The sequence below is a fragment of the Roseateles sp. P4_D2 genome, assembly GCF_056401875.1.
This window is the reverse complement of record NZ_JBFUIM010000013.1, coordinates 98,995-117,746: the sequence shown is the minus strand read 5'-3', so window position 1 is coordinate 117,746 and position 18,752 is coordinate 98,995. Positions and strand designations below refer to the sequence as shown.

Genomic DNA, 18,752 nt, shown 5'->3' with positions numbered 1-18,752 from the left:
GGCATGGCGGGCTCATGCAATTCATGTGCCATCCGCATGCCCGGGAGCCGCGTGGCATCAGCTGCTCCGCCTGGCGCGGTAAAGCATGTCGAGCGTGATGTGCCGCACTTCGAGCTTGCTCTGCTGGATGTGGGCGCGCAGCAGGCGCTGGGCTTCGTCGGTGCGCCGCCGCGTGATGGTGCGCAGGATGCGGGCATGCTCGTCGTAGGTTGCATCCACGCGCGCGGGTTTGGTGAAGTCCAGCCGCCGGATGATGCGGATGCGTTCGGTGATTTCCCTGTGCACGCGGACCATCTCGCGGTTGCCGCTGCCCTGCACCAGCAGCGCATGGAAGCGCTCGTCCAGCGCGCCGACCTCTGCCGCGTCGGCCAGCCGCTCGGCAGGCGGCACCATCCAGATGTCGGCCAGTTGCTGCAGCTCGGGCCGTTGCTCGTGCTCGCAGAGGTGGCGTGCGGCCTCGCACTCGATGAGGGTGCGCAGGTCGTAGAGCTCGTCCATCACGTCGAAGTCCAGCGGCGCCACCTGCCAGCCCAGGCGCGGCAGCAGTTGCAGGAAGCCCTCACGCTCCAGCCGCTGCAGGGCGGCGCGCAGCGGCGTGCGGCTGACGACGACGCGCTGCGCCAACTCGGTCTCGGAGACGCGGTCGCCGGGCATCAGCGCAAAGTCAAAGATCATCTGCTTGAGCCGCACGTAGGCCTGGTCGGCCAGGCTCGGGGCTTCGGCGGGCGGGGTGGGGGCGGGCTGGGTCACGGCAAGGTCGCGAGAGTCTCGGGCTCCACGATGGTTGGCGTGCCGCAGGCGAAGGGAATCATGCTGACGTGGGCCGCCACGATGCGCCAGCCCTCGGGCAGCCGCACCCAGGTCTGCGTCTGGAAGCCGCGCAGCGGCGTGTCGCTGCGCACGAACTCGACCTGCGCCACCGCCATGTCGGGCCCGAAGGCGTGCAGGCGCAGGTGCTCCAGCCGCCGCGTGAAGGCCGGCGCGGGCGTGGCGGCGCGGTAGGCCTCCAGCTCGGCGATGCCCCATTGCCGGTCGGCGACGCCGTAGCGCGTGACGCGCGCGTCACGCCAGAAGAAGGCGTTGAGCGCGGCCACGTCATTGCCCATCAGCGCCTGCTCGTAGGCGTCGAACACGGCGCCGAGCTCGGCCAGCACGGCGGGGTCGTCGAAGCGAGCGGCGTCCATCATGACGAAGCCAGGAAGGCGCGCCAGCCGCCGTGATGGCTGATGTCGGGTGCACCCAGCAGCGCGGAGCCTTCGCAGATGAAGCCCTTGACCCAGCGGCCGTCGGCCAGCTCCAGATTGCCGAGACCCAGCGGCGGCGGGATCAGCGCGAGCAGCGAGCCGACGCTGGCCACCGGCAGTTCGTAGACCTCGACCTCGATGGCGTGGCCGGCCTCGCCTTCAGGCACACGGGCCAGGCCGGGCTTGGGCGGTACGGTGCCTGGCGGTGCGTGCAGGCGGTAGCGCGGCGCCGTTTGCGTGCGGGCCTGCAGCCGCGCGCCGCGCTCCTGCAGCTGGCCATGCAGCGGCAGGCCCTGCAGATGGGCGCCGACGACAGCCAGCAGCAGCGTCGGCTCGGCCCGGGGCAGGGCTTGCACGTGGCGGTCGGCCGGGCGGGCCTCGCGCAGGCGCGCGCCCAGCGACGCGGGGCCGGCTGCCTCCCAGCGCAGCCCGAAGTCGACCAGCGCCGCGTCGGCCCCGCCGGGGGCGATCAGCGTGATGCCGAAGGGCAGCGGGGATTTGTCATCGGGCAGTTGGCAAGGCAGGGCCAGCGCCGACCAGCCCAGCAGGTTGACGAAGTTGGTGTAGCGGCCCAGCTCGCTGTTGCGCAGCACCGGCTCGGCGGCCACGGCGGCGCGCGTGGGGCAGGTGGGTGCGGTGGGCACGAGCAGCGCATCGACCTGTTGCCACAGGCTTTGCAACTCGGCGCGCAGGCTTTCCAGCTTGTAGCGGCCACGGAAGGCCGCCACCGCGTCGTGGTTGCCCCCCTGCGTGATGACGCGGGCCACGGTGGGGTCGAACGCCTCGGGTTCGGCGGCGAGCAGGTTGTCGACCACGCTCAGCCGCTCGGCCACCCAGGGGCCTTCGTACAGCAGCTTGGCGACTTCGAAAAGCGGCTCGAAGTCCAGCACCACCAGCTCGGCATCCAGTGCGCGGGCGCGGGCCTGCGCAGCCTCGAAGGCGGCCGGCCAGCCCAGGGCGGCGTCGCAGCCAGGCTCCAGCGGCACACCCAGGCGCAGCACCGCGCGGGCGCCACCCAGCCAGGGCAGGCGCGGCGCGGCGACGTGGAAGCGCGCCTCGTCGCCTTCGGCGCCCTCGAACAGCGAGAACGCCAGTGCCGCGTCGGCCACGGTCAGCGCGAACACGCTCACCACGTCCAGTGTGCGGCAGGCCGGCAGCACGCCGCGCATGGGCACGCTGCCCGGCGTGGGCTTGAGGCCCACGAGGTGGTTGAAGCCGGCCGGCACGCGGCCCGAGCCGGCGGTGTCGGTGCCCAGGGCAAGTGGTACCAGGCCCCGCGCCACCACCGAGGCCGAACCCGAGCTGGAGCCACCGCTCACGTATTCCGGCGCGAAGCTGTTGGGCACTTCGCCGTAGGGCGAACGGGTACCGACCAGGCCGGTGGCGAACTGGTCGAGGTTGGTCTTGCCGACGACGATGGCGCCGGCCGCTTGCAGGCGCTGCACGCAGGTGGCCGAGTGCTCGGGCTGGTGGGCGAAGGCCGGGCAGGCGGCCGTGGTGGGCATGCCGGCGACGTCGATGTTGTCCTTCACGGCCAGCGGCACGCCCCACAGCGGCGTGGCGGGGCCGCGCGGTGGCAGCGCGGCGAGCTGGGCGACGAGCTGCTCGGGCGTGCAGACGTGGATCCACGCAGGGTCGGTGGGTTGCAGCCGGGCCAGCAGGTCGGTCAGCAGGATGTAGGGGCCTGCGCCAGCGGCGTAGGCGGCCTGCCAGTCGGCGACGGTGTGCAGGGTTTCGGTCATGTGATCGCTTCGATGACTGCGCTCGACGGCGCTGCCCAGCCGACGATGGCGCCCTGGGCCGTCAGCATGGCCAGCGCGGCGGCCTTGAATTCGGGGAAGTAGCTGGCGGAGCCGTCTTCGATCAGCAGGCACTCGTAGCCGCGATCGTTGGCTTCGCGCATCGACGTCTGCACGCAGACCTCGGTGGTCACGCCCATGAACAGCAGGTGGGTGATGCCGCGCTCCTTCAGCAGCGCGTCCACCGGCGTGGCGTAGAACATGCCCTTGCCGGGCTTGTCCACCACCAGTTCGCCCGGCAGCGGCGCCAGCTCGGGAATGATCTCGGCGCCGGGCTCGCCGGCAATCAGGACGCGGCCCATGGGCCCGACGTCGCCGATGCGCAGCGACGGCTGGCCGCGCAGCCGCTTGGCCGGCGGGCAGTCGCTGAGGTCGGGGCGGTGGGCCTCGCGGGTGTGCAGCACCACAGCTTCGATGGCACGCCAGGCGTCGAGCATGCGGCGCACGGCCGGCACGATGGCCTGCAGCCGCGTCACGTCGTTGCCCAGGCTGGCGCCGAAGCCGCCGGGCTCGATGAAGTCGCGCTGCATGTCGATGACGACCAGCGCCGTGTGCGCCGGGTTGAAGGTGTAGGGAAAGGGTTGCGCGGTTGCCAGCGTGAGCAGCGTGTTCATGCGTGCCCCTTTCCACCCATGAATTCGCCGAGCGACTGGCGCGTGGCTTCCGCAGCGGGCACGTCATGCACGATGCGGCCTTCGCTCATGACGACGATGCGGTCGGCCAGCGCCAGCAGCTCGTCCAGGTCCTCGCTGACGAGCAGCACGGCCGCACCCCGGTTGCGTGCGGCCGTCAGGCGGCCGTGGATCTCGGCGACGGCGGCGAAGTCCAGCCCGAAGACGGGGTTGCTGACCAGCAGCAGCTCGGACTCGCCGGCCAGCTCGCGGGCCAGCACGGCGCGCTGCACGTTGCCGCCCGACAGCGTGCGGATGGCGGCGCGCTCGCCCTGGGTCTTGACGCCGTACTCGGCGATCCATTCGCGCGCACGCTGGCGCAGCGCGCCCCAGCGCACCAGGCCGCCGCGCGCCCAGGGTGCCTCGTCGAAGCTGCGCAGCGCCATGTTCTGCGCCACGCTCAAGGGGCCGACGCAGGCATTGGCCAGCGGCTCCTCGGGCAGGCTGCGCACTTTTCGGGCGCGGTTCTCGGCGCGGCGGGCCAGGAAGGGCTGGTCGTCCACCATCACCCGGCCGGCGAGGCGGGCGCGCTGGCCCACCAGGGCCTGCATCAGCTCGCGCTGGCCGTTGCCGCTGACGCCGGCGATGCCGACGATCTCGCCGCGCCGCACGTCCAGGCTCAGGGCACGCACGGCGGGCTCGCCGCGGTCGCCCATCACGTCCAAAGCCTCGATGGCGAGCTTGACCTCACCGGGCGGGCGCGTTTCGCGCACCCACGTCGGGCTCATGACCGCGCTGCGGCCCTCGCCCACCATCGCAGTGGCCAGGCTGTCGGGCGTGCAGTCGGCCACCGCGCCGGTGGCCGCCAGCGCCCCCTTGCGCAGCACGCTCACGTCGTCGGCATAGGCCATCACCTCGCGGAACTTGTGCGTGATCATCAGCACCGAGCAGGCCATCGCATGCGCCTGCTCGCGCAGCGCGCCCAGCACCTCGTCGGCCTCCTGCGGCGTCAGCACCGAGGTGGGCTCGTCGAGGATGAGCAGGCGCGGCTTGAGGAAGAGCTGCTTGAGGATTTCGAGCTTCTGCCTCTCGCCGGCCGACAGCTCGCCGGGCCAGGCGTCCAGCGGCAGGCGAAAAGGTGCCGTGTCCATGAAGGCCTGCAGCTCGGCGCGGGCAGCCTTCCAGTCCACGACCATGGGCAGGTGGCCGCGCGCCAGCAGCAGGTTCTCGGCGACGCTCATGCCGGGCACGACGGTGAAGTGCTGGTAGACCATGCCCAGGCCGAGGTCGCGGGCCACGACCGGCGAGGCGATCTCGCGCTCGCGGCCGTCCACCAGCACGGCGCCGTCGTCGGGGCGGTGGTAGCCGACGATGGCCTTCACCAGCGTGCTTTTGCCCGCGCCGTTCTCACCCAACAGCGCATGCACGGTGCCGGGCCGCACGGTGAGGGAGACGTCATCCAGCGCCGTGAAGCTGCCGAAGCGCTTGGTGAGGCGGTAGGTATCGAGCTGCAGGGCGTGCGGGTGGGACATGGCCGCGGCTCAGAGTTGCGCCAGCAGGTCGAGCACGGCGGCCGACTCGGCAACGGCGCCGAACACGCCGCCCTGCATCTGGATCATGTTGAGCGCGGCGGCGTGGTTGCCAGGGTCGGTGGCGCCGGTGCAGTCCGACAGCATCAGGCACTCGAAGCCGCGGTCGTTGGCCTCGCGCATGGTCGTGTGCACGCACACGTCGGTGGTGATGCCGGTGAGGATGAGGTTGCGGATGCCGCGCGTGTGCAGGATCAGCTCCAGGTCGGTCGCGCAGAAGCTGCCCTTGCCGGGCTTGTCGATGACGGGCTCGCCCGCGGCGGGGTAGAGCTCGGGAATGATGTCCCAGCCCGGTTCGCCGCGCACGAGGATGCGGCCGCAGGGGCCGGCGTCGCCGATGCCGCGGCCCGCGGTGCCAATCTGCCGCGAGCGCCACAGCTTGTTGGCCGGCAGGTCGGCCAGGTCGGGGCGGTGGCCCTCGCGGGTGTGGATGACGTGCATGCCTTTGCGGCGCGCGGCGGCCAGCAGCACCTTCAGCGGGGCGATGGGCGCGCGCGTCAGCGACAGGTCGTAGCCCATCTTGTCGACGTAGCCACCGATGCCGCAGAAGTCGGTCTGCATGTCGATGATGACCAGCGCCGTGTTGTTCGGGCTGATGTTGCCGTCGAAGGGCCAGGCATAGGGTTTTGAACGCAGGGTCGGCATGTTCGGGTTCCTTCGGTTCAACGGGACACACCGAGTTCGGCGGGCGCACCTTTGAGAGACTGGCTCGGCGTGCAGGTGGCCACGAGGATGAGCAGGGTCAGCGCGTAGGGCATGGCGTTGAACAGGTAGTAGCCGCCGCTCACGCCCACGCTCTGCAGCGCCGGGCCGATGGCGCCCGCGCCGCCGAACAGCAGCGCCGCGCCCAGGCAGCGCCAGGGGCGCCAGCGCGCAAAGATGACCAGGGCCACGGCGATCAGGCCCTGGCCGCTGGACAGGCCTTCGTTCCAGCTGCCGGGGTAGTACAGCGACAGCGACGCCCCGCCGAGGCCGGCAATGGCGCCGCCCACCGTGGTGGCGGCGATGCGTACGCCGTTGACCGAGTAGCCCAGTGCCCGCGCGGCATCGCTGCTGTCGCCGGCCATGCGCACCACCAGCCCCCAGCGCGTGTTCTTGAAGCCCCAGGCCAGCAGCGTGGCCAGCGCCACGCCGATGGGGAAGAGGGCGTTGACCGACAACGCCGTCTGCACGGCGGACGAGTCGCTCCAGGCGCCCAGCGGCAGCGACGGGATCTGCGGCGCCTGCGGCTGGATCAGCGGCTTGCCCAGGTAGAAGGCCAGGCCCGCGCCCAGCAGCATCAGCGCAATGCCGGTGGCGATGTCTGACACGCGCGGCAGCGAGCACAGCAGCCCGTGCAGCAGGGCCAGCAGCGCGCCGCAGCCGCTGGCAGCCAACACGCCCAGCCACGGCGAGCCGCTGAGGTAGGCGCCGCCGAAGCCGGCCATGGCGCTGAAGACGAGCACGCCTTCGAGGCCGAGGTTGATGCGGCCGCTCTTCTCGGTCAGGCACTCGCCGAGGCTGACGAAGAGGAAGGGCGTGCCCACCCGTAGCGCGCCGCCGATGACGGCGAGCAGCAGGTCGGGGATGACGTTCAGCGTGAGGCTCATTGGGGCACCCTTCGGCCTGCGGCCTGTCCCGCCAAGCGGGAGCGAGCTTGCTTGGGGCGGCCCTGCGCGGCGCTCATGCAACCCCCTGAGGTTCAGCCGCCGCAGTGACGGGCGCTGGCCGCCTAGCCACTGCGCGCGGCGCGAACAGCCGCCCGCGCAGCGCCTCGGCCGCGAGGATGAAGACGAAGGCGAAGCCCTGCAGCACCAGCACCGAGGCGTCGGGCAAATCGAGCCGGCGCTGCAGCAGGCTGCCGGCCGCCGCGAAGCCGCCGAACAGCACCGCCACCGGCGGGATGGCCCAGGGGTTGTGGCGCGCCACGAAGCTGACCAGGATGCCCGTGTAGCCCAGGCCCGCGATCACCGAGGCATTGGCCGCCGTGTGCACGGCCGCCACCTCGATGGCGCCGGCCAGGCCCGCCGCCGCGCCGCCGAGGGCGCAGGCCAGCAGGATGAGGCGGTCGGTGGGCAGGCCGACAAGACGGGCGGCCCGGGCGTTGCCGCCCACCACGCGCATCGCGAAGCCCGAGGCGCTGAAGCTCAGCCAGGCGCCGCAGGCCAGGCACAGCACGACGCCGATGACCAGGCCCCAGTGCACGTCGCCCAGCCAGGACTCCATGGTCGCGTCGCCCATGATGGGGCCGATGCGCAGGCCTTCAGCCAGCGGATGGGTGGACGGCTTGTTCAGGCTCGCCGGGTCGCGCATCGGCCCTTCGACGAAGTGCTTGAACAGCGCGATGGCGATGTAGCTCAGCAGCAGGCTGGAGATGGTCTCGTTGACGCCGCGCCACTGGCGCAGCCAGCCGGAGAGCATCACCCAGCCGCCGCCCAGCAGCGCACCGGCCGCCAGCACCATGGTGCTGCCGATCACGTTGCCGGGTGGGCCGAAGAGATAGGGCAGACCGGCACAGCCCAGCGCACCAAGCACCAGCGCGCCCTCGCCGCCGATCATCGTCAAGCCGGCCTGCGCGGGCAGCGCCACGGCCAGCGCGGTGAGCATCAGCGGCGCGGCGCGCAGCAGCGTGTTCTGCCAGGAGAAGGCGTCGCCGAAGGCGCCGAGGAAGAGCAGCTTCCAGGCCTCCACCGGCGACGTGCCGCCCAGCCACACGAAGACGCCAAACAGCAGCAGCGCAGCCGTCAATGCGAAGACGGGCAGCAGCAGGGCTTCGGCGAAACCCTGCGCTCTTGAGTTGGCGACCATGGTGGCGGCTCCTGGAGCGGGGTCACACCTTGCCGATGACGCCTTCGACCAGGTAATTCATGCCTTCAAGCTCCATGTCGGTCTGCTTGAACACCTTGCCCTTGGGAATGACCACCTTGCCGGCGTTGTCCTTCAACTCGCCCTTGAAGATGTCGAAGCTGCCCTTGAGCATCTCGGCGCGCACGCCTTCAGCCTGCTTGCGCCCGCCTTCGGGCACCGAGCTGCCGTAGGGGCTGCTCTTGACGAAGCCGTCCTTCAAGCCGCCGCGCACGAAGTTCGGATGCGGCTTGCCGGTCTGCGCGGCGTCGATGATCTGCTTGTAGGCGGTGATCCAGTTCCACTCCGCGCCCGTCAGGTAGGCCTGCGGTGCCAGCTTGGCCTGGCTGGCGTGGTAGCCGCAGACGAACTTGCCGCGCTTGGCCGCCGTCTCGACGATGACCTTCGGGCCGTCCACGTGCATGGTGAACACGTCCACGCCCTGGTCGGCCAGGCTGTTGGTGGCCTCGGCCTCCTTGACCGGCATGCTCCAGTCGCCGGTGAAGATCACCGTCGTCGTGATGTCCGGGTGCACGCTGCGCGCGCCCATCGTGAAGGCATTGATGTTGCGCAGCACCTGCGGGATGGGCTTGGCCGCGATGAAGCCGAGCTTCTTGCTCTTGGTCACGTGCGCCGCGACCACGCCGTTGAGGTACTGGGCCTCGTCGATGTAGCCGAAGAAGCTGCCGGCGTTCTTGGGGTGCTTGGCCGCGTCCCACAGCCCGCCGCAGTGCGCGAAGCGCACGTTGGGGTATTTGGGCGCCAGCGCCAGGATGTGCGGGGCGAAGTAGCCGAACGAGGTCGGGAACAGCAGGCCCGCGCCGTCCTGGGCGATCATGCCCTGCATGGTTTTCTGCACCGCGTTGGTCTCGGGGACGTTCTCCTCCTCCACCACCTTGATGCCCGGCATCTTCTTCACCAGCGCCGCCGCCTCGGCATGCGCCTGGTTGTAGCCGTAGTCGTCCCGCGGGCCGACGTAAATGAAGCCCACGGTCAGCGGCTTCTGGGCGTGCGCCAGGCCGCTCCAGCCGGCGGTCATCACGCCGGCTCCCGCAGCGCCCAGGCTGCCCAACAAGTGCCGGCGGTTCCATTGCGATCGCGTCATCCTGGCTCTCCTCAAGTTGCTTGACCCACGAAGTGCGCCGGTTGAGTTCCGGCTTGTGTTCAATGCGGTATACAAGCATGTGGCGTGCCAGTTCGCCCGCCTGGGCGAGGCGGGTTGGACGCGCACGCGGGCGGTGCAAAGGCGCGCCGCGCAGGGCGATTCGGGGGCGCGCAAGCACGGCCGAGGTGCCTGTCGGCCGGCTCTTGAAGGTGCCGAACCGGCGCGCCGGCACCCGGCCTGGCGCCGAGCATGGGCGGGTGGCCGGGTAGCATCCCGGCCATGACCGACAACCGCAAAGCCCTGGTGCTGTTTTCCGGCGGCCAGGACTCCACCACCTGCCTGGCCTGGGCCCTGGACCGCTTCGCCGAAGTCGAGACGCTGGCCTTCGACTACGGCCAGCGCCACCGCATCGAGCTGGACTGCCGCAACACCGTGCGCGCCGAGATCGCGCGCCAGTTCCCGCGCTGGGCCGGCAAGCTGGGCGCCGACCATCTGCTGGACCTGTCCCTGCTCGGCCAGATCAGCGACACGGCGCTGACGAGCGAACGTGCCATCGAGCTGCAGGCCAACGGCCTGCCCAACACCTTTGTCCCCGGCCGCAACCTGCTCTTCCTGACCTTTGCCGCGACGCTGGCCTACCGCCGCGGCGCGTCGGTGCTGGTCGGCGGCATGTGCGAGACCGACTTCTCCGGCTACCCGGACTGCCGCGACAACACGATGAAGGCCATGCAGATCGCGCTCAGCCTGGGCCTGGACACGCCGATGACGCTGGACACGCCGCTGATGTTCATCGACAAGGCGGCCACCTGGCGCCTGGCCGAATCACTCGGCGGCGAGGCGCTGGTCAAGCTCATCGTCGAGGACACCCACACCTGCTACCTCGGCGAGCGCGGCGAGCTGCACGAGTGGGGCCATGGCTGCGGCCACTGCCCGGCCTGCGCGCTGCGAGCCAATGGGTTTGCTGCTTACCGGGCGGCGGCATGACGATCTGGAGCTGGGCTGGCGTCGCCGGGGCGGCGCTGCTGTTCTTCTGGGGCATTGGTGCCTACAACCGGCTGATGTCGCTGCGCAATGTCATCGGCGAGGCCTTTGTGCAGCTCGATGCCCACCTGAAGGATCGCGGCGAGGTCTGCGACAAGCTGCTCGCGGCCGTGGCGCCGCGGCTGTCCAGCGAGCAGGCGACGTTCGATGCACTGGCAAGCGCCCAGGCGGAATCACAGGCCGCGGCCCAGGCCTCACGCAGCAAACCCTGGGCGCCCGACCCGGTCGGCAGCCTGGCCGTGGCCAGTGCACTGCACGCCGCGGCGCTGACCCGCTTGCTGTCCCTGCTGGACCACCAGCCCGAGCTGCGCAGCGAAACCGAGATCGACGGCCTGGTCAGCGAGCTGAAACTGATCGAGCGCCAGCGCGCATTTGCGCGGCAGGTGTTCAACCAGGCGGTAAGCCAGTACAACGAGGCCTTGCACCAGTTCCCGACGCGGGTGCTGGCGAATCTCTACGGCTTCAGCGAAGCGCGCTCGCTGTAGGCGGTCGGGCCGAGACTGGACGAGGGGCTCACGACTTCTTCATCAGCGACAGGAACTCCCGCCGCAGATTGGGATCGGTCAGGAAAGCCCCGCGCATGACGCTGTTGGTCATCGCGGCCTCGATGTCCTTGACGCCGCGCCAGTGCATGCAGAAGTGGTCGGCCTCCATGACGACGGCCAGGCCGTCGGGCCGCACGCGGGTCTCCAGCTCGTTGGCCAGCATGATCACGGCCTCTTCCTGGATCTGTGGGCGGCTCATGATCCAGTCGGTCAGGCGCACGTACTTCGACAGGCCGATCAGGTTGGAATGCTCGTTGGGCATGATGCCGATCCACACCTTGCCGATGATGGGGCAGAGGTGGTGGGAGCAGGCGCTGCGCACCGTGATGGGGCCGACGATCATCAGCTCATTGAGGCGGCTGATGTTGGGGAATTCGGTCACCGTCGGCGCCTCGGCGTAGCGGCCGGCAAAGACCTCGCGGACGAACATCTTGGCGACGCGCTTGGCGGTTTCCTGGGTGTTGTGGTCGCTGTCGGTGTCGATGACCAGGCTCTTCAGCACTTCCTGCATGCGGGTCTGCACCTCGGCCTGCAGCGCGTCGAGTTCACCGGGCTCGATGTAGGCGGCGATGTTGTCGTTGGCGTGGTGGCGGCAGCCGGCCGACACGAGGCGGTAGCGGATGCGTTCGGAAACGGGCGCGTCGGGGGCGGGTGCATTCATGGGCGCGAATTCTCCGGCCAAAGCCCGCTCCTACACTGGCGCGATGTCCCAAAGCCCCCAAGCCGGCTCGATGTCGGCTCCCCTGCACCGGCTGCTGTCCCAGGCCGCCGATGCCGTCCAGGGCGTGCGCGAGGGCAAATCCCTGACCGAGCTGCTGGGCCGCGTGCCCGCCGACCTGCGCCCCGGCACCCAGGCCCTGGCCTTCACGGCGCTGCGCCGCCTGGGCGGCGCCGAAGCGGCCCGCCAGCAGCTCGCGCCCAAGGCGCCGCCGGCGCGCGTCGACGCGTTGCTGCTGACTTCGCTGGCCCTGCTCTGGCCCGACCCCGAGCCCGATTCGTCGCCCATGTACGCCGACCACACCCTGGTCGACCAGGCCGTCCACGCCGCCAAGCAGCGCGCGCCGGCCAGCGCTGCCTTCATCAACGCCGTACTGCGTCGCTTTCTGCGCGAACGCGGCGCCATCGTCGCCGCCGCCGAGCGCAGCCCGCTGGGCGCCTTCAACCACCCGGCCTGGTGGGTCGAGAAGCTGCGGCTGGACTGGCCGGCGCAGTGGCAGGCCCTCCTGGCCGCCAACAACCGCCCACCGCCGATGACGCTGCGGGTGCACGCCCAGCGCGCCACGGCGGATGACTACGTGAAGCGCCTGGCGGCCGCCGGCATCGCGGCACGCACCCTGGGCGCTCCCACGCCCCAGGTCGTTGTGCTGGACAAGCCCGTGCCCGTGTCGGCCCTGCCCGGTTTTGCCGAGGGTCTGGTGTCCGTGCAGGACGCGGCCGCCCAGCTCGCCGCGCCTCTCGTCGTCGGCGCAGGCCTCAAGCCGGGTGCCCGCGTGCTGGATGCCTGCGCCGCACCGGGCGGCAAGACGGCCCATCTGCTGGAACTGCAGCCCGACCTGCAGCTGACCGCGCTGGACGCCGACGCGATTCGCCTGATCCGCGTGCAGGACAACCTCAACCGCCTGCAGCAACAGGCGACGCTGAAGGCCGCCGATGCCCGCCAGACCGGCACCTGGTGGGATGGCCAGCCTTTCGACGCCATCCTCCTTGACGCCCCCTGCAGCGCCTCCGGCATCGTGCGCCGCCACCCCGACGTGCGCTGGCTGCGCCGCCCCGATGACATCACCGCCCTGGCCCGCATCCAGGCCGAGCTGCTGGACGCGCTGTGGCCGCTGCTCGCGCCGGGCGGCCGCCTCGTCTACGCCACCTGCTCCGTCTTCCGTGCCGAAGGCCAGGCCCAGCTCGACGCGTTTTTGCAACGCCAAACTGACGCCAAGTCCCATGCCGTGCCCGGGTTCACAGGTCACCTGCTGCCCCTGGCTGACAATGGTTCGCAACAGCAGTCGCCTCTGGACGGCTTTTTCTACGCACTGATCACGAAACCCTGATTTGTTCGCCCGGATCGCCATCGCCGCCTTCTTTGCCGTGCTACTCGCCCTGACCCCCGGGCCGGCGCGGGCAGACGGCATCGAGCTGTCCCAGCTGTCCGCGCGCCGCGCCGACGACGGCCTGGACCTGAGCTTCACGACTCATTTCGAACTCAGCCACCCCGCCGAAGACGCACTGCACAAGGGGGTGCCGCTGTATTTCGTCGTTGAGGCCACCGTGCTGCGCAACCGCTGGTACTGGCGCGACGCCCGCGTCGCCCGTGCGGAGCGCACCTGGCGCCTGGCCTGGCAGTCCCTGACCCGGCAGTACCGCGTCTCCAACGGCGGCCTTCACCAAAGCTTCGCGACGCTGGACGAAGCGCTGACCGCGATGCGCGGCCAGAGCGCCTGGCATATTGCCGAGTCCAAGGACATCGAGGACGGCGGCAGCTACTACCTCGAGTTCAGCTACAAGCTCGACGTCACCCAGCTGCCGCGCCCCATGCAGATCGGCCTGCAATCGGGCTTTGCGCTCAGCATCGAGCAGAAGCGCTACTTCGCGCCCGACTTCACTCTGAAATGACCAAGGTTTCGCGTTGGGGCTGGGTCATCACCCTGGTGACCCTGACGGGCGTGGCCGGTGTGCTGGCCTTCGTACTCATCGTCGGCACCACGTCCGAGCGCGCCTTCTTCGAGCGCCACTACAACTGGCTCTACTGGGTCAATGTGGGGGTCGCCGCGGTGCTGACCCTGGTCATCCTGACGGCCGCCGTGCGTCTCGTCCTGCGTGTGCGCAGTGGCCGCTTCGGCAGCCGACTGCTGCTCAAGCTGGCGAGCATCTTCGCGCTGGTGGGCATCGTGCCCGGCGTGATGATCTACGCCGTCTCCTACCAGTTCGTGAACCGCAGCATCGAGACCTGGTTCGACGTGCGCCTGGCTAGCGCGCTGGAGGCTGGCCTGAACCTCGGCCGCGGCACGCTGGACGCCATGGTGAGCGACCTCGGCACCAAGACGCGTGACGCCGCCGACCAGCTCGCCGAAAGCAGCACGCCGCAGTTGCTGGCGCTGGAGCGGCTGCGCGACAAGCTTGGCGCCCGCACGGTCGCCGTCGTCGGCGCCAACGGCCAGATCCTGCTGGAGGGCGGCGGCGATACCCGCCAGCTCACGCCCGACCGCCCCAGCAGAGCCATGCTGGACAAGGCCCGTGGCAGCGTGGCCAGCCAGCTCGAAGGCCTGGAGGACGAGGCCGCTGCCCTGGAAGGCGGCGCCCAGATCCGCACGCTGGCGCGGATGCGCAATACCGAGCTGCGCCTGGGGCTGGACGAGCGCTACCTGATGGTCATCCAGCGCATTCCGGCCAGCATGCTGACCAATGCCCTGGCGGTGCAGACCGCCAACGCCGAATACCAGCAGCGCTCGCTGGAGCGCGTCGGCCTGCGCCGCATGTACCTGGGCACGCTGACATTGGTGCTCATCCTGGCCACCTTCGCGGCCCTGCTGCTGGCCGTGACGCTCGGCAACCAGCTCGCGCGGCCGCTGCTGATGCTGGCCGACGGCATGCGCCTCGTGGCTCAGGGCGACCTCTCCGCGCGCCCCGTGCTCGCCTCGCGCGATGAACTCGGCGGCCTGACACGCTCCTTCGCCGACATGACCGGCCAACTGGCCGACGCGCGCGCGCAGGTGTCGCGCACCGTGGCCGAGCTGGACGCCGCCCGCACCCACCTGCAGACCATCCTCGACAACCTGACCGCCGGCGTCCTCGTCATCGACGCCGACGGCTTCCTCGAGACCGTCAACCCCGGCGCGACGCGCATCCTGCGCCTGCCGCTGTCGGCCTACATCGGCCGCCCCTTGGCCGACCTTGCCCCGCTGGCCGAGTTCTCCGCGTCGCTGGACCAGCGCTTCGAGCAGCACCTCGGCCGCGACAGCGGCGAGCGCGACATGGACCGCGAGCTTTGGCAGGACTCCTTCGAGCTCAAGCTCGACCCCAAGCAGGACCCGCTGACCCTGCTGGTGCGCGGCGCGCCGCTGCCGCAGGCCGCCCGCCTTGTCGTGTTCGACGACATCTCCGAAGTTGTCTCGGCGCAGCGCTCGGCCGCCTGGAGTGAGGTGGCGCGCCGCCTCGCCCACGAAATCAAGAACCCGCTGACGCCCATCCAGCTCTCGGCCGAGCGCATGCAGCACAAGCTCGAAGCCAAGCTCGAAGGTACCGACCAGGCCATGCTCGTGCGTTCGGTGGCCACCATCGTCAACCAGGTGCAGGCCATGAAGCAGCTCGTCAACGAGTTCCGCGACTACGCCCGTCTGCCGTCGGCCCAGCTCAAGCCCCTGGATCTGAACGAGCTGATCCACGAGGTGCTCAGCCTCTACGCCGAGCCGCAGGAGCGGGGACGCTTGACGGCCGAGCTGGCCGCCAACCTGCCCCACATCAAGGGCGATGCCAGCCAGCTGCGCCAGGTCATCCACAACCTCGTGCAGAACGCCCTGGACGCCGTGCACGAGCGCCCCGATGGCCATGTGGCCGTGCGCTCCTCGTTGTCCGTGACCGAGGGCGGCACGCCGCGTTCGGTGCGCCTGCACATCGTCGACAACGGCCCCGGTTTTGCCGAGAAAGTGCTCAAGCGCGCCTTCGAACCTTATGTGACAACCAAGGCCAAGGGCACCGGCCTGGGCCTGGCCGTCGTGAAGAAAATTGCCGACGAACACGGCGCCCGCATCTCCTTGCGCAACCTGCATCCGGCTTCCGATGCGGGTTCTCCCCCGGACGGCAGTCAGGAGGCTGTCGTGACCGGCGCGCAAGTTTCGCTATCATTTTCGAATCTGGCACCTGCCACCGAGCCCGGTGCACAGGCTGCCAAGACCTAAGGATTCATGGCCACGATTCTTGTTGTCGACGACGAACTGGGCATCCGTGCCCTGTTGTCCGAAATCCTCAGCGACGAGGGACACACCATTGAGCTTGCCGAGAACGCCACCCAGGCGCGGGCGGTGCGTGAACGCATGCGCCCGGATCTCGTGCTGCTCGACATCTGGATGCCCGACGTCGACGGCGTAACGCTGCTCAAGGAATGGGGCAGCGCCGGCGTGCTGACCATGCCCGTCATCATGATGAGCGGCCACGGCACCATCGACACGGCGGTGGAGGCCACCAAGTTCGGCGCCATCGCCTTCCTCGAAAAGCCGATCACGCTGCAGAAACTGCTGCGCGCCGTCGAGCAGGCGCTGGTCAAGACCGCCCCGCCGCGCCCTGCGCCAGCGGCGGTCGGCATGGCCAACAGCTATGCCCGCCCCGAGATGAGCCCGATGCAGGCTGCGCCCGCCAGCCTCGCGGGCAACAGCCACATGCCTGGCAACGCATTGGCGTCCGAGCAGAGCTTCGAGCTCGACCGCCCGCTGCGCGAGGCGCGTGACGCCTTCGAGAAGAGCTACTTCGAGTTCCACCTCGCCAAGGAAAACGGCTCCATGACCCGTGTCGCCGAGAAGACCGGCCTGGAGCGCACCCACCTCTACCGCAAGCTCAAGCAGCTGGGCGTGGACCTGAGCCGCAACAAGCGCGGCAGCGGCGGCTGACGTAGCAAAAGCCACGCAGCCTGTGCTACAGTCGCGGACTTCGCTGAACGGCGCCAGCCATTCGGGAAGCAGATCAAGGCCTGGTAGCTCAGTTGGTAGAGCAGCGGATTGAAAATCCGCGTGTCGGTGGTTCGATTCCGCCCCAGGCCACCAGACAAGAACGGCACCCTTCGGGGTGCCGTTTGCGTTTGGGGGTTTGGGGCGGATGAGAACCACCGAGTGGTTCGCTCAAGGCAGTCCGGTGGACTGCCTTGGACGTGGCCTGTGGCCACGGGCCGAGCGCCCAGCGAGGCCGAGGGATCGGTCCGGCCGATCCCGAGCATTCCGACTGTCGTCGCAGGACATAGACTTCGCCGAAGCTACAAGCACTTAGAGCAAGCCCCGTGTAGTTCTTCTGCCCGGGGCTTTTCTACAATTCGCTCGGACTTCTACAAATGGCCGCGTTGGAACGTAGTCCCGCCGATTGGCTGCCCAGCTGCACCTCGCGCATCGAATGCGAGTCAGAAGGCCAAGCGAAAAGCACCGGCACGGGGTTCTTCTACGACTTCCCGTTATCCGGCGAATTGATTGAGACACCGCCCGATCCCCTGGTGGATGCGACGGGGCGGCTGGTGATCGAAGTCGGGCCATCGGTGCGGCCGCAGTGCGCGCCAATGCTGGTCACTAACAAGCATGTAATCGAAGGCTGCGATTTCGCGACCATCTGGATCACGGTTGCGCCCAAGGGCGCGGAGAGAGACGCATTTGGCCTGCCCATTGGGCGCACCCACATGCCAGCGCGCCTCGCACTGGGCGAGGACGTTGTTCTCCACCCAAATCCAAATGTTGATCTTTGCGCTCTTCGATTGGCTCGGATATTCACGTTGATAGATGAGCGTGGCCTCAGCCTCGTGAACAACCGGCTCTATTCAGGGCATCGCATGCCCGTTGAGCAGCAAAACACCCTGCGTCACATTGAATCTGTTGCAATGGTTGGATACCCAAACGGGCTTTGGGACCATGTGAACAATGCGCCGCTCGTGAGGCGCGGCACGACAGCGACCCACCCCCTCGTGTCCTTTCAGGGACGGCCTGAGTTCGTAATCGATATGGCTTGTTTTCCGGGATCGAGCGGTTCGCCGGTTTTCCTGTATCAGGACGGCATCTACCATGAGGGAGGCGTTCCCCATGTGGGCGTCAAGACAAAGCTGCTTGGTGTGCTGTACGCCGGGCCGCAATTTACCGCTGAAGGCAAGCTTGAACTCCGGCCTGTACCGCATGCCTTAGATCAGATTCCCGTCTCGATTACCCGGATTCCCATGAATCTTGGACACGTGATCAATGCCAGCCAACTGGATGCGTTTGCTTCGATCATTCAAGAGAAGCATCAGCAGTACCTTGCCCAGCAGAGCGCGGCGAGCTAGCTGGGCACAGACGGCGAGTAGAGCGGTGCGGCGTGGAATGGGCCCAAACTCAACGAAGCGGCTGCACGCGCTCGCCAACACGCTGACGGACATAGTGCTCGGTCATTTCTCGATTGCGGTGCCCCAGCAGCTTCTGTGAATGCGCCAAGTCGCCCGTGTCGGTCGCAGCCTTGGCTCGAATGTCCCCGAACTGAAACGACACGCCCGCAGCCTTTCTGGCCTTGTCAAAGCGCGAGCGCATGGCGAAGGTGCCCAGGGGCTTGCCGTCGTCGTCTTGGATCAACCAGGCGCTTCTCCGTACGTACGGGCGGGCGTTGATCCGGTCGATCTGGGCCAACTCGCCGGTTACCTCGATGGCCCGCTTCGCGCCGGTCTTGTTCTGCACGATCCACAAGGCGCCATCGTGGATATCGGCGCGCTGGATCTTCAGCACATCGGCGGGCCGCTGGCCGGTCAACAAGGCCAGGTCCATTGCATCCCGCAAGGTCGGCCCCGCCTTTTCCCACACGGTCTGAAATTCGGCATCGCTGACGTACCTATCGCGTCCGGCCTCTTTGCAGCCCCTGACCCCCTGGCAGGGGTTCGGCGCGTCCGTATAGCCCCATTCCCGGGCTTTGTTGATGATGTGGCTGAGCAGGGCCTTCTCGCGGTTCGCTCGGGCCTTGGCCTGCTCGCCGCGCTTGTCGAGGTATCCCTGGCGTTGCAGGGGGTGTGCGTGCCGCGGGTCACCAGGATTTGTCCCAGTTGGAGGGAACGACGCTCGTCGCTGGTGACGGCCAAACCCTGGGGCTCGTCTCACGCAATCCGTATCAGCCGGACTCTTTGACCAACCGATTCGGAGAGTACGGCAGCAGCTACAGCGCAACATCAATCTTCAATCAGTACTGCCCATACGGCGGCGCGTACGGAGAGTTCTCACCGTTCAATCAGTTCAGCAACAAGCCGCCGGTTTTCCTAAGGAACGGCGTACAAATGAACTCACTGACCGTGAATCCATT

Annotated in this window: 17 protein-coding genes, 1 tRNA gene and 2 pseudogenes; 9 read left to right on the top strand and 11 right to left on the bottom strand. The window is 68.9% G+C overall.

Going from position 1 to position 18,752, the window contains the following annotated elements:
• Positions 1-57: 57 nt before the first annotated feature.
• The 9 genes from AC1DW0_RS22140 to AC1DW0_RS22100 form a co-directional block, all read right to left on the bottom strand.
• Positions 58-750 carry a GntR family transcriptional regulator gene (locus tag AC1DW0_RS22140; RefSeq protein ID WP_056205664.1) on the bottom strand — a complete coding sequence of 231 codons (693 nt, stop codon included), beginning with the start codon at positions 748-750 and terminating at the stop codon, positions 58-60.
• Complete coding sequence (hpxZ, locus tag AC1DW0_RS22135) at positions 747-1,187, bottom strand: oxalurate catabolism protein HpxZ (protein ID WP_477948042.1); 441 nt, start codon at positions 1,185-1,187, stop codon at positions 747-749. The genes AC1DW0_RS22140 and hpxZ overlap by 4 nt, the downstream gene beginning before the upstream one ends.
• Positions 1,184-2,986, bottom strand: coding sequence for an allophanate hydrolase (gene atzF, locus AC1DW0_RS22130; RefSeq protein WP_477948040.1), 1,803 nt, complete (start codon positions 2,984-2,986; stop codon positions 1,184-1,186). The genes hpxZ and atzF overlap by 4 nt, the downstream gene beginning before the upstream one ends.
• Positions 2,983-3,657: a cysteine hydrolase family protein gene (locus AC1DW0_RS22125; RefSeq protein ID WP_056205655.1), complete on the bottom strand. Its 675-nt coding sequence runs from the start codon at positions 3,655-3,657 to the stop codon at positions 2,983-2,985. Before AC1DW0_RS22125 ends, atzF begins: the two co-directional genes overlap by 4 nt.
• Positions 3,654-5,186, bottom strand: coding sequence for an ABC transporter ATP-binding protein (locus AC1DW0_RS22120; RefSeq protein WP_056205654.1), 1,533 nt, complete (start codon positions 5,184-5,186; stop codon positions 3,654-3,656). Before AC1DW0_RS22120 ends, AC1DW0_RS22125 begins: the two co-directional genes overlap by 4 nt.
• Before the next feature lie 9 nt (positions 5,187-5,195).
• On the bottom strand, positions 5,196-5,888 hold the full coding sequence (gene biuH, locus AC1DW0_RS22115) for a biuret amidohydrolase (RefSeq protein ID WP_477948038.1): 693 nt from the start codon (positions 5,886-5,888) through the stop codon (positions 5,196-5,198).
• 17 nt (positions 5,889-5,905) lie between these two features.
• Positions 5,906-6,832 (bottom strand): ABC transporter permease, encoded by a 927-nt coding sequence (locus tag AC1DW0_RS22110; protein WP_457324918.1) that lies wholly within the window; start codon positions 6,830-6,832, stop codon positions 5,906-5,908.
• A 73-nt stretch (positions 6,833-6,905) separates the two neighbouring features.
• Positions 6,906-8,030 carry an ABC transporter permease gene (locus AC1DW0_RS22105; RefSeq protein WP_477948035.1) on the bottom strand — a complete coding sequence of 375 codons (1,125 nt, stop codon included), beginning with the start codon at positions 8,028-8,030 and terminating at the stop codon, positions 6,906-6,908.
• Between the two features lie 22 nt (positions 8,031-8,052).
• On the bottom strand, positions 8,053-9,171 hold the full coding sequence (locus AC1DW0_RS22100) for a BMP family ABC transporter substrate-binding protein (protein WP_477948033.1): 1,119 nt from the start codon (positions 9,169-9,171) through the stop codon (positions 8,053-8,055).
• A gap of 279 nt (positions 9,172-9,450) precedes the next feature.
• On the opposite strand from AC1DW0_RS22100, the gene queC reads away from it, so the two are divergent.
• Both queC and AC1DW0_RS22090 read left to right on the top strand, forming a co-directional pair.
• Positions 9,451-10,155 carry a 7-cyano-7-deazaguanine synthase QueC gene (gene queC / locus AC1DW0_RS22095; RefSeq protein WP_477948031.1) on the top strand — a complete coding sequence of 235 codons (705 nt, stop codon included), beginning with the start codon at positions 9,451-9,453 and terminating at the stop codon, positions 10,153-10,155.
• Positions 10,152-10,697 (top strand): LemA family protein, encoded by a 546-nt coding sequence (locus tag AC1DW0_RS22090; RefSeq protein ID WP_457442492.1) that lies wholly within the window; start codon positions 10,152-10,154, stop codon positions 10,695-10,697. Before queC ends, AC1DW0_RS22090 begins: the two co-directional genes overlap by 4 nt.
• 28 nt (positions 10,698-10,725) lie before the next feature.
• Here AC1DW0_RS22090 and folE read toward each other — a convergent pair whose 3' ends face one another.
• Positions 10,726-11,418 (bottom strand): GTP cyclohydrolase I, encoded by a 693-nt coding sequence (gene folE / locus AC1DW0_RS22085; RefSeq protein WP_056205638.1) that lies wholly within the window; start codon positions 11,416-11,418, stop codon positions 10,726-10,728.
• Positions 11,419-11,461: 43 nt separating this feature from the next.
• On the opposite strand from folE, the gene rsmB reads away from it, so the two are divergent.
• The 7 genes and pseudogenes from rsmB to AC1DW0_RS22050 all read left to right on the top strand — a co-directional run bounded on the left by rsmB (position 11,462) and on the right by AC1DW0_RS22050 (position 17,754).
• Entirely contained in the window at positions 11,462-12,802 is a 1,341-nt protein-coding gene (gene rsmB, locus AC1DW0_RS22080; RefSeq protein WP_477948029.1) for a 16S rRNA (cytosine(967)-C(5))-methyltransferase RsmB, read from the top strand.
• Between the two features lies 1 nt (position 12,803).
• A complete protein-coding gene (locus AC1DW0_RS22075) occupies positions 12,804-13,364 on the top strand; it encodes a DUF4390 domain-containing protein (RefSeq protein ID WP_457389376.1) in 561 nt (186 codons plus the stop codon).
• On the top strand, positions 13,361-15,646 hold the full coding sequence (locus tag AC1DW0_RS22070; protein ID WP_477948026.1) for a sensor histidine kinase: 2,286 nt from the start codon (positions 13,361-13,363) through the stop codon (positions 15,644-15,646). The genes AC1DW0_RS22075 and AC1DW0_RS22070 overlap by 4 nt, the downstream gene beginning before the upstream one ends.
• Positions 15,647-15,652: 6 nt before the next feature.
• A pseudogene (locus AC1DW0_RS22065) lies at positions 15,653-16,021 on the top strand (response regulator); the annotation flags it as partial.
• Positions 16,022-16,165: 144 nt separating this feature from the next.
• Positions 16,166-16,351, top strand: a pseudogene (locus AC1DW0_RS22060) (helix-turn-helix domain-containing protein); the annotation flags it as partial.
• A 77-nt stretch (positions 16,352-16,428) separates the two neighbouring features.
• Positions 16,429-16,504, top strand: a tRNA-Phe gene (locus AC1DW0_RS22055).
• A 281-nt stretch (positions 16,505-16,785) separates the two neighbouring features.
• Positions 16,786-17,754, top strand: coding sequence for a S1 family peptidase (locus AC1DW0_RS22050; RefSeq protein ID WP_477948024.1), 969 nt, complete (start codon positions 16,786-16,788; stop codon positions 17,752-17,754).
• A 49-nt stretch (positions 17,755-17,803) separates the two neighbouring features.
• Here the strand turns inward: AC1DW0_RS22050 and AC1DW0_RS22045 are convergent, their stop codons facing one another.
• Entirely contained in the window at positions 17,804-18,262 is a 459-nt protein-coding gene (locus AC1DW0_RS22045) for a tyrosine-type recombinase/integrase (protein ID WP_477948141.1), read from the bottom strand.
• Positions 18,263-18,752: the final 490 nt, after the last annotated feature.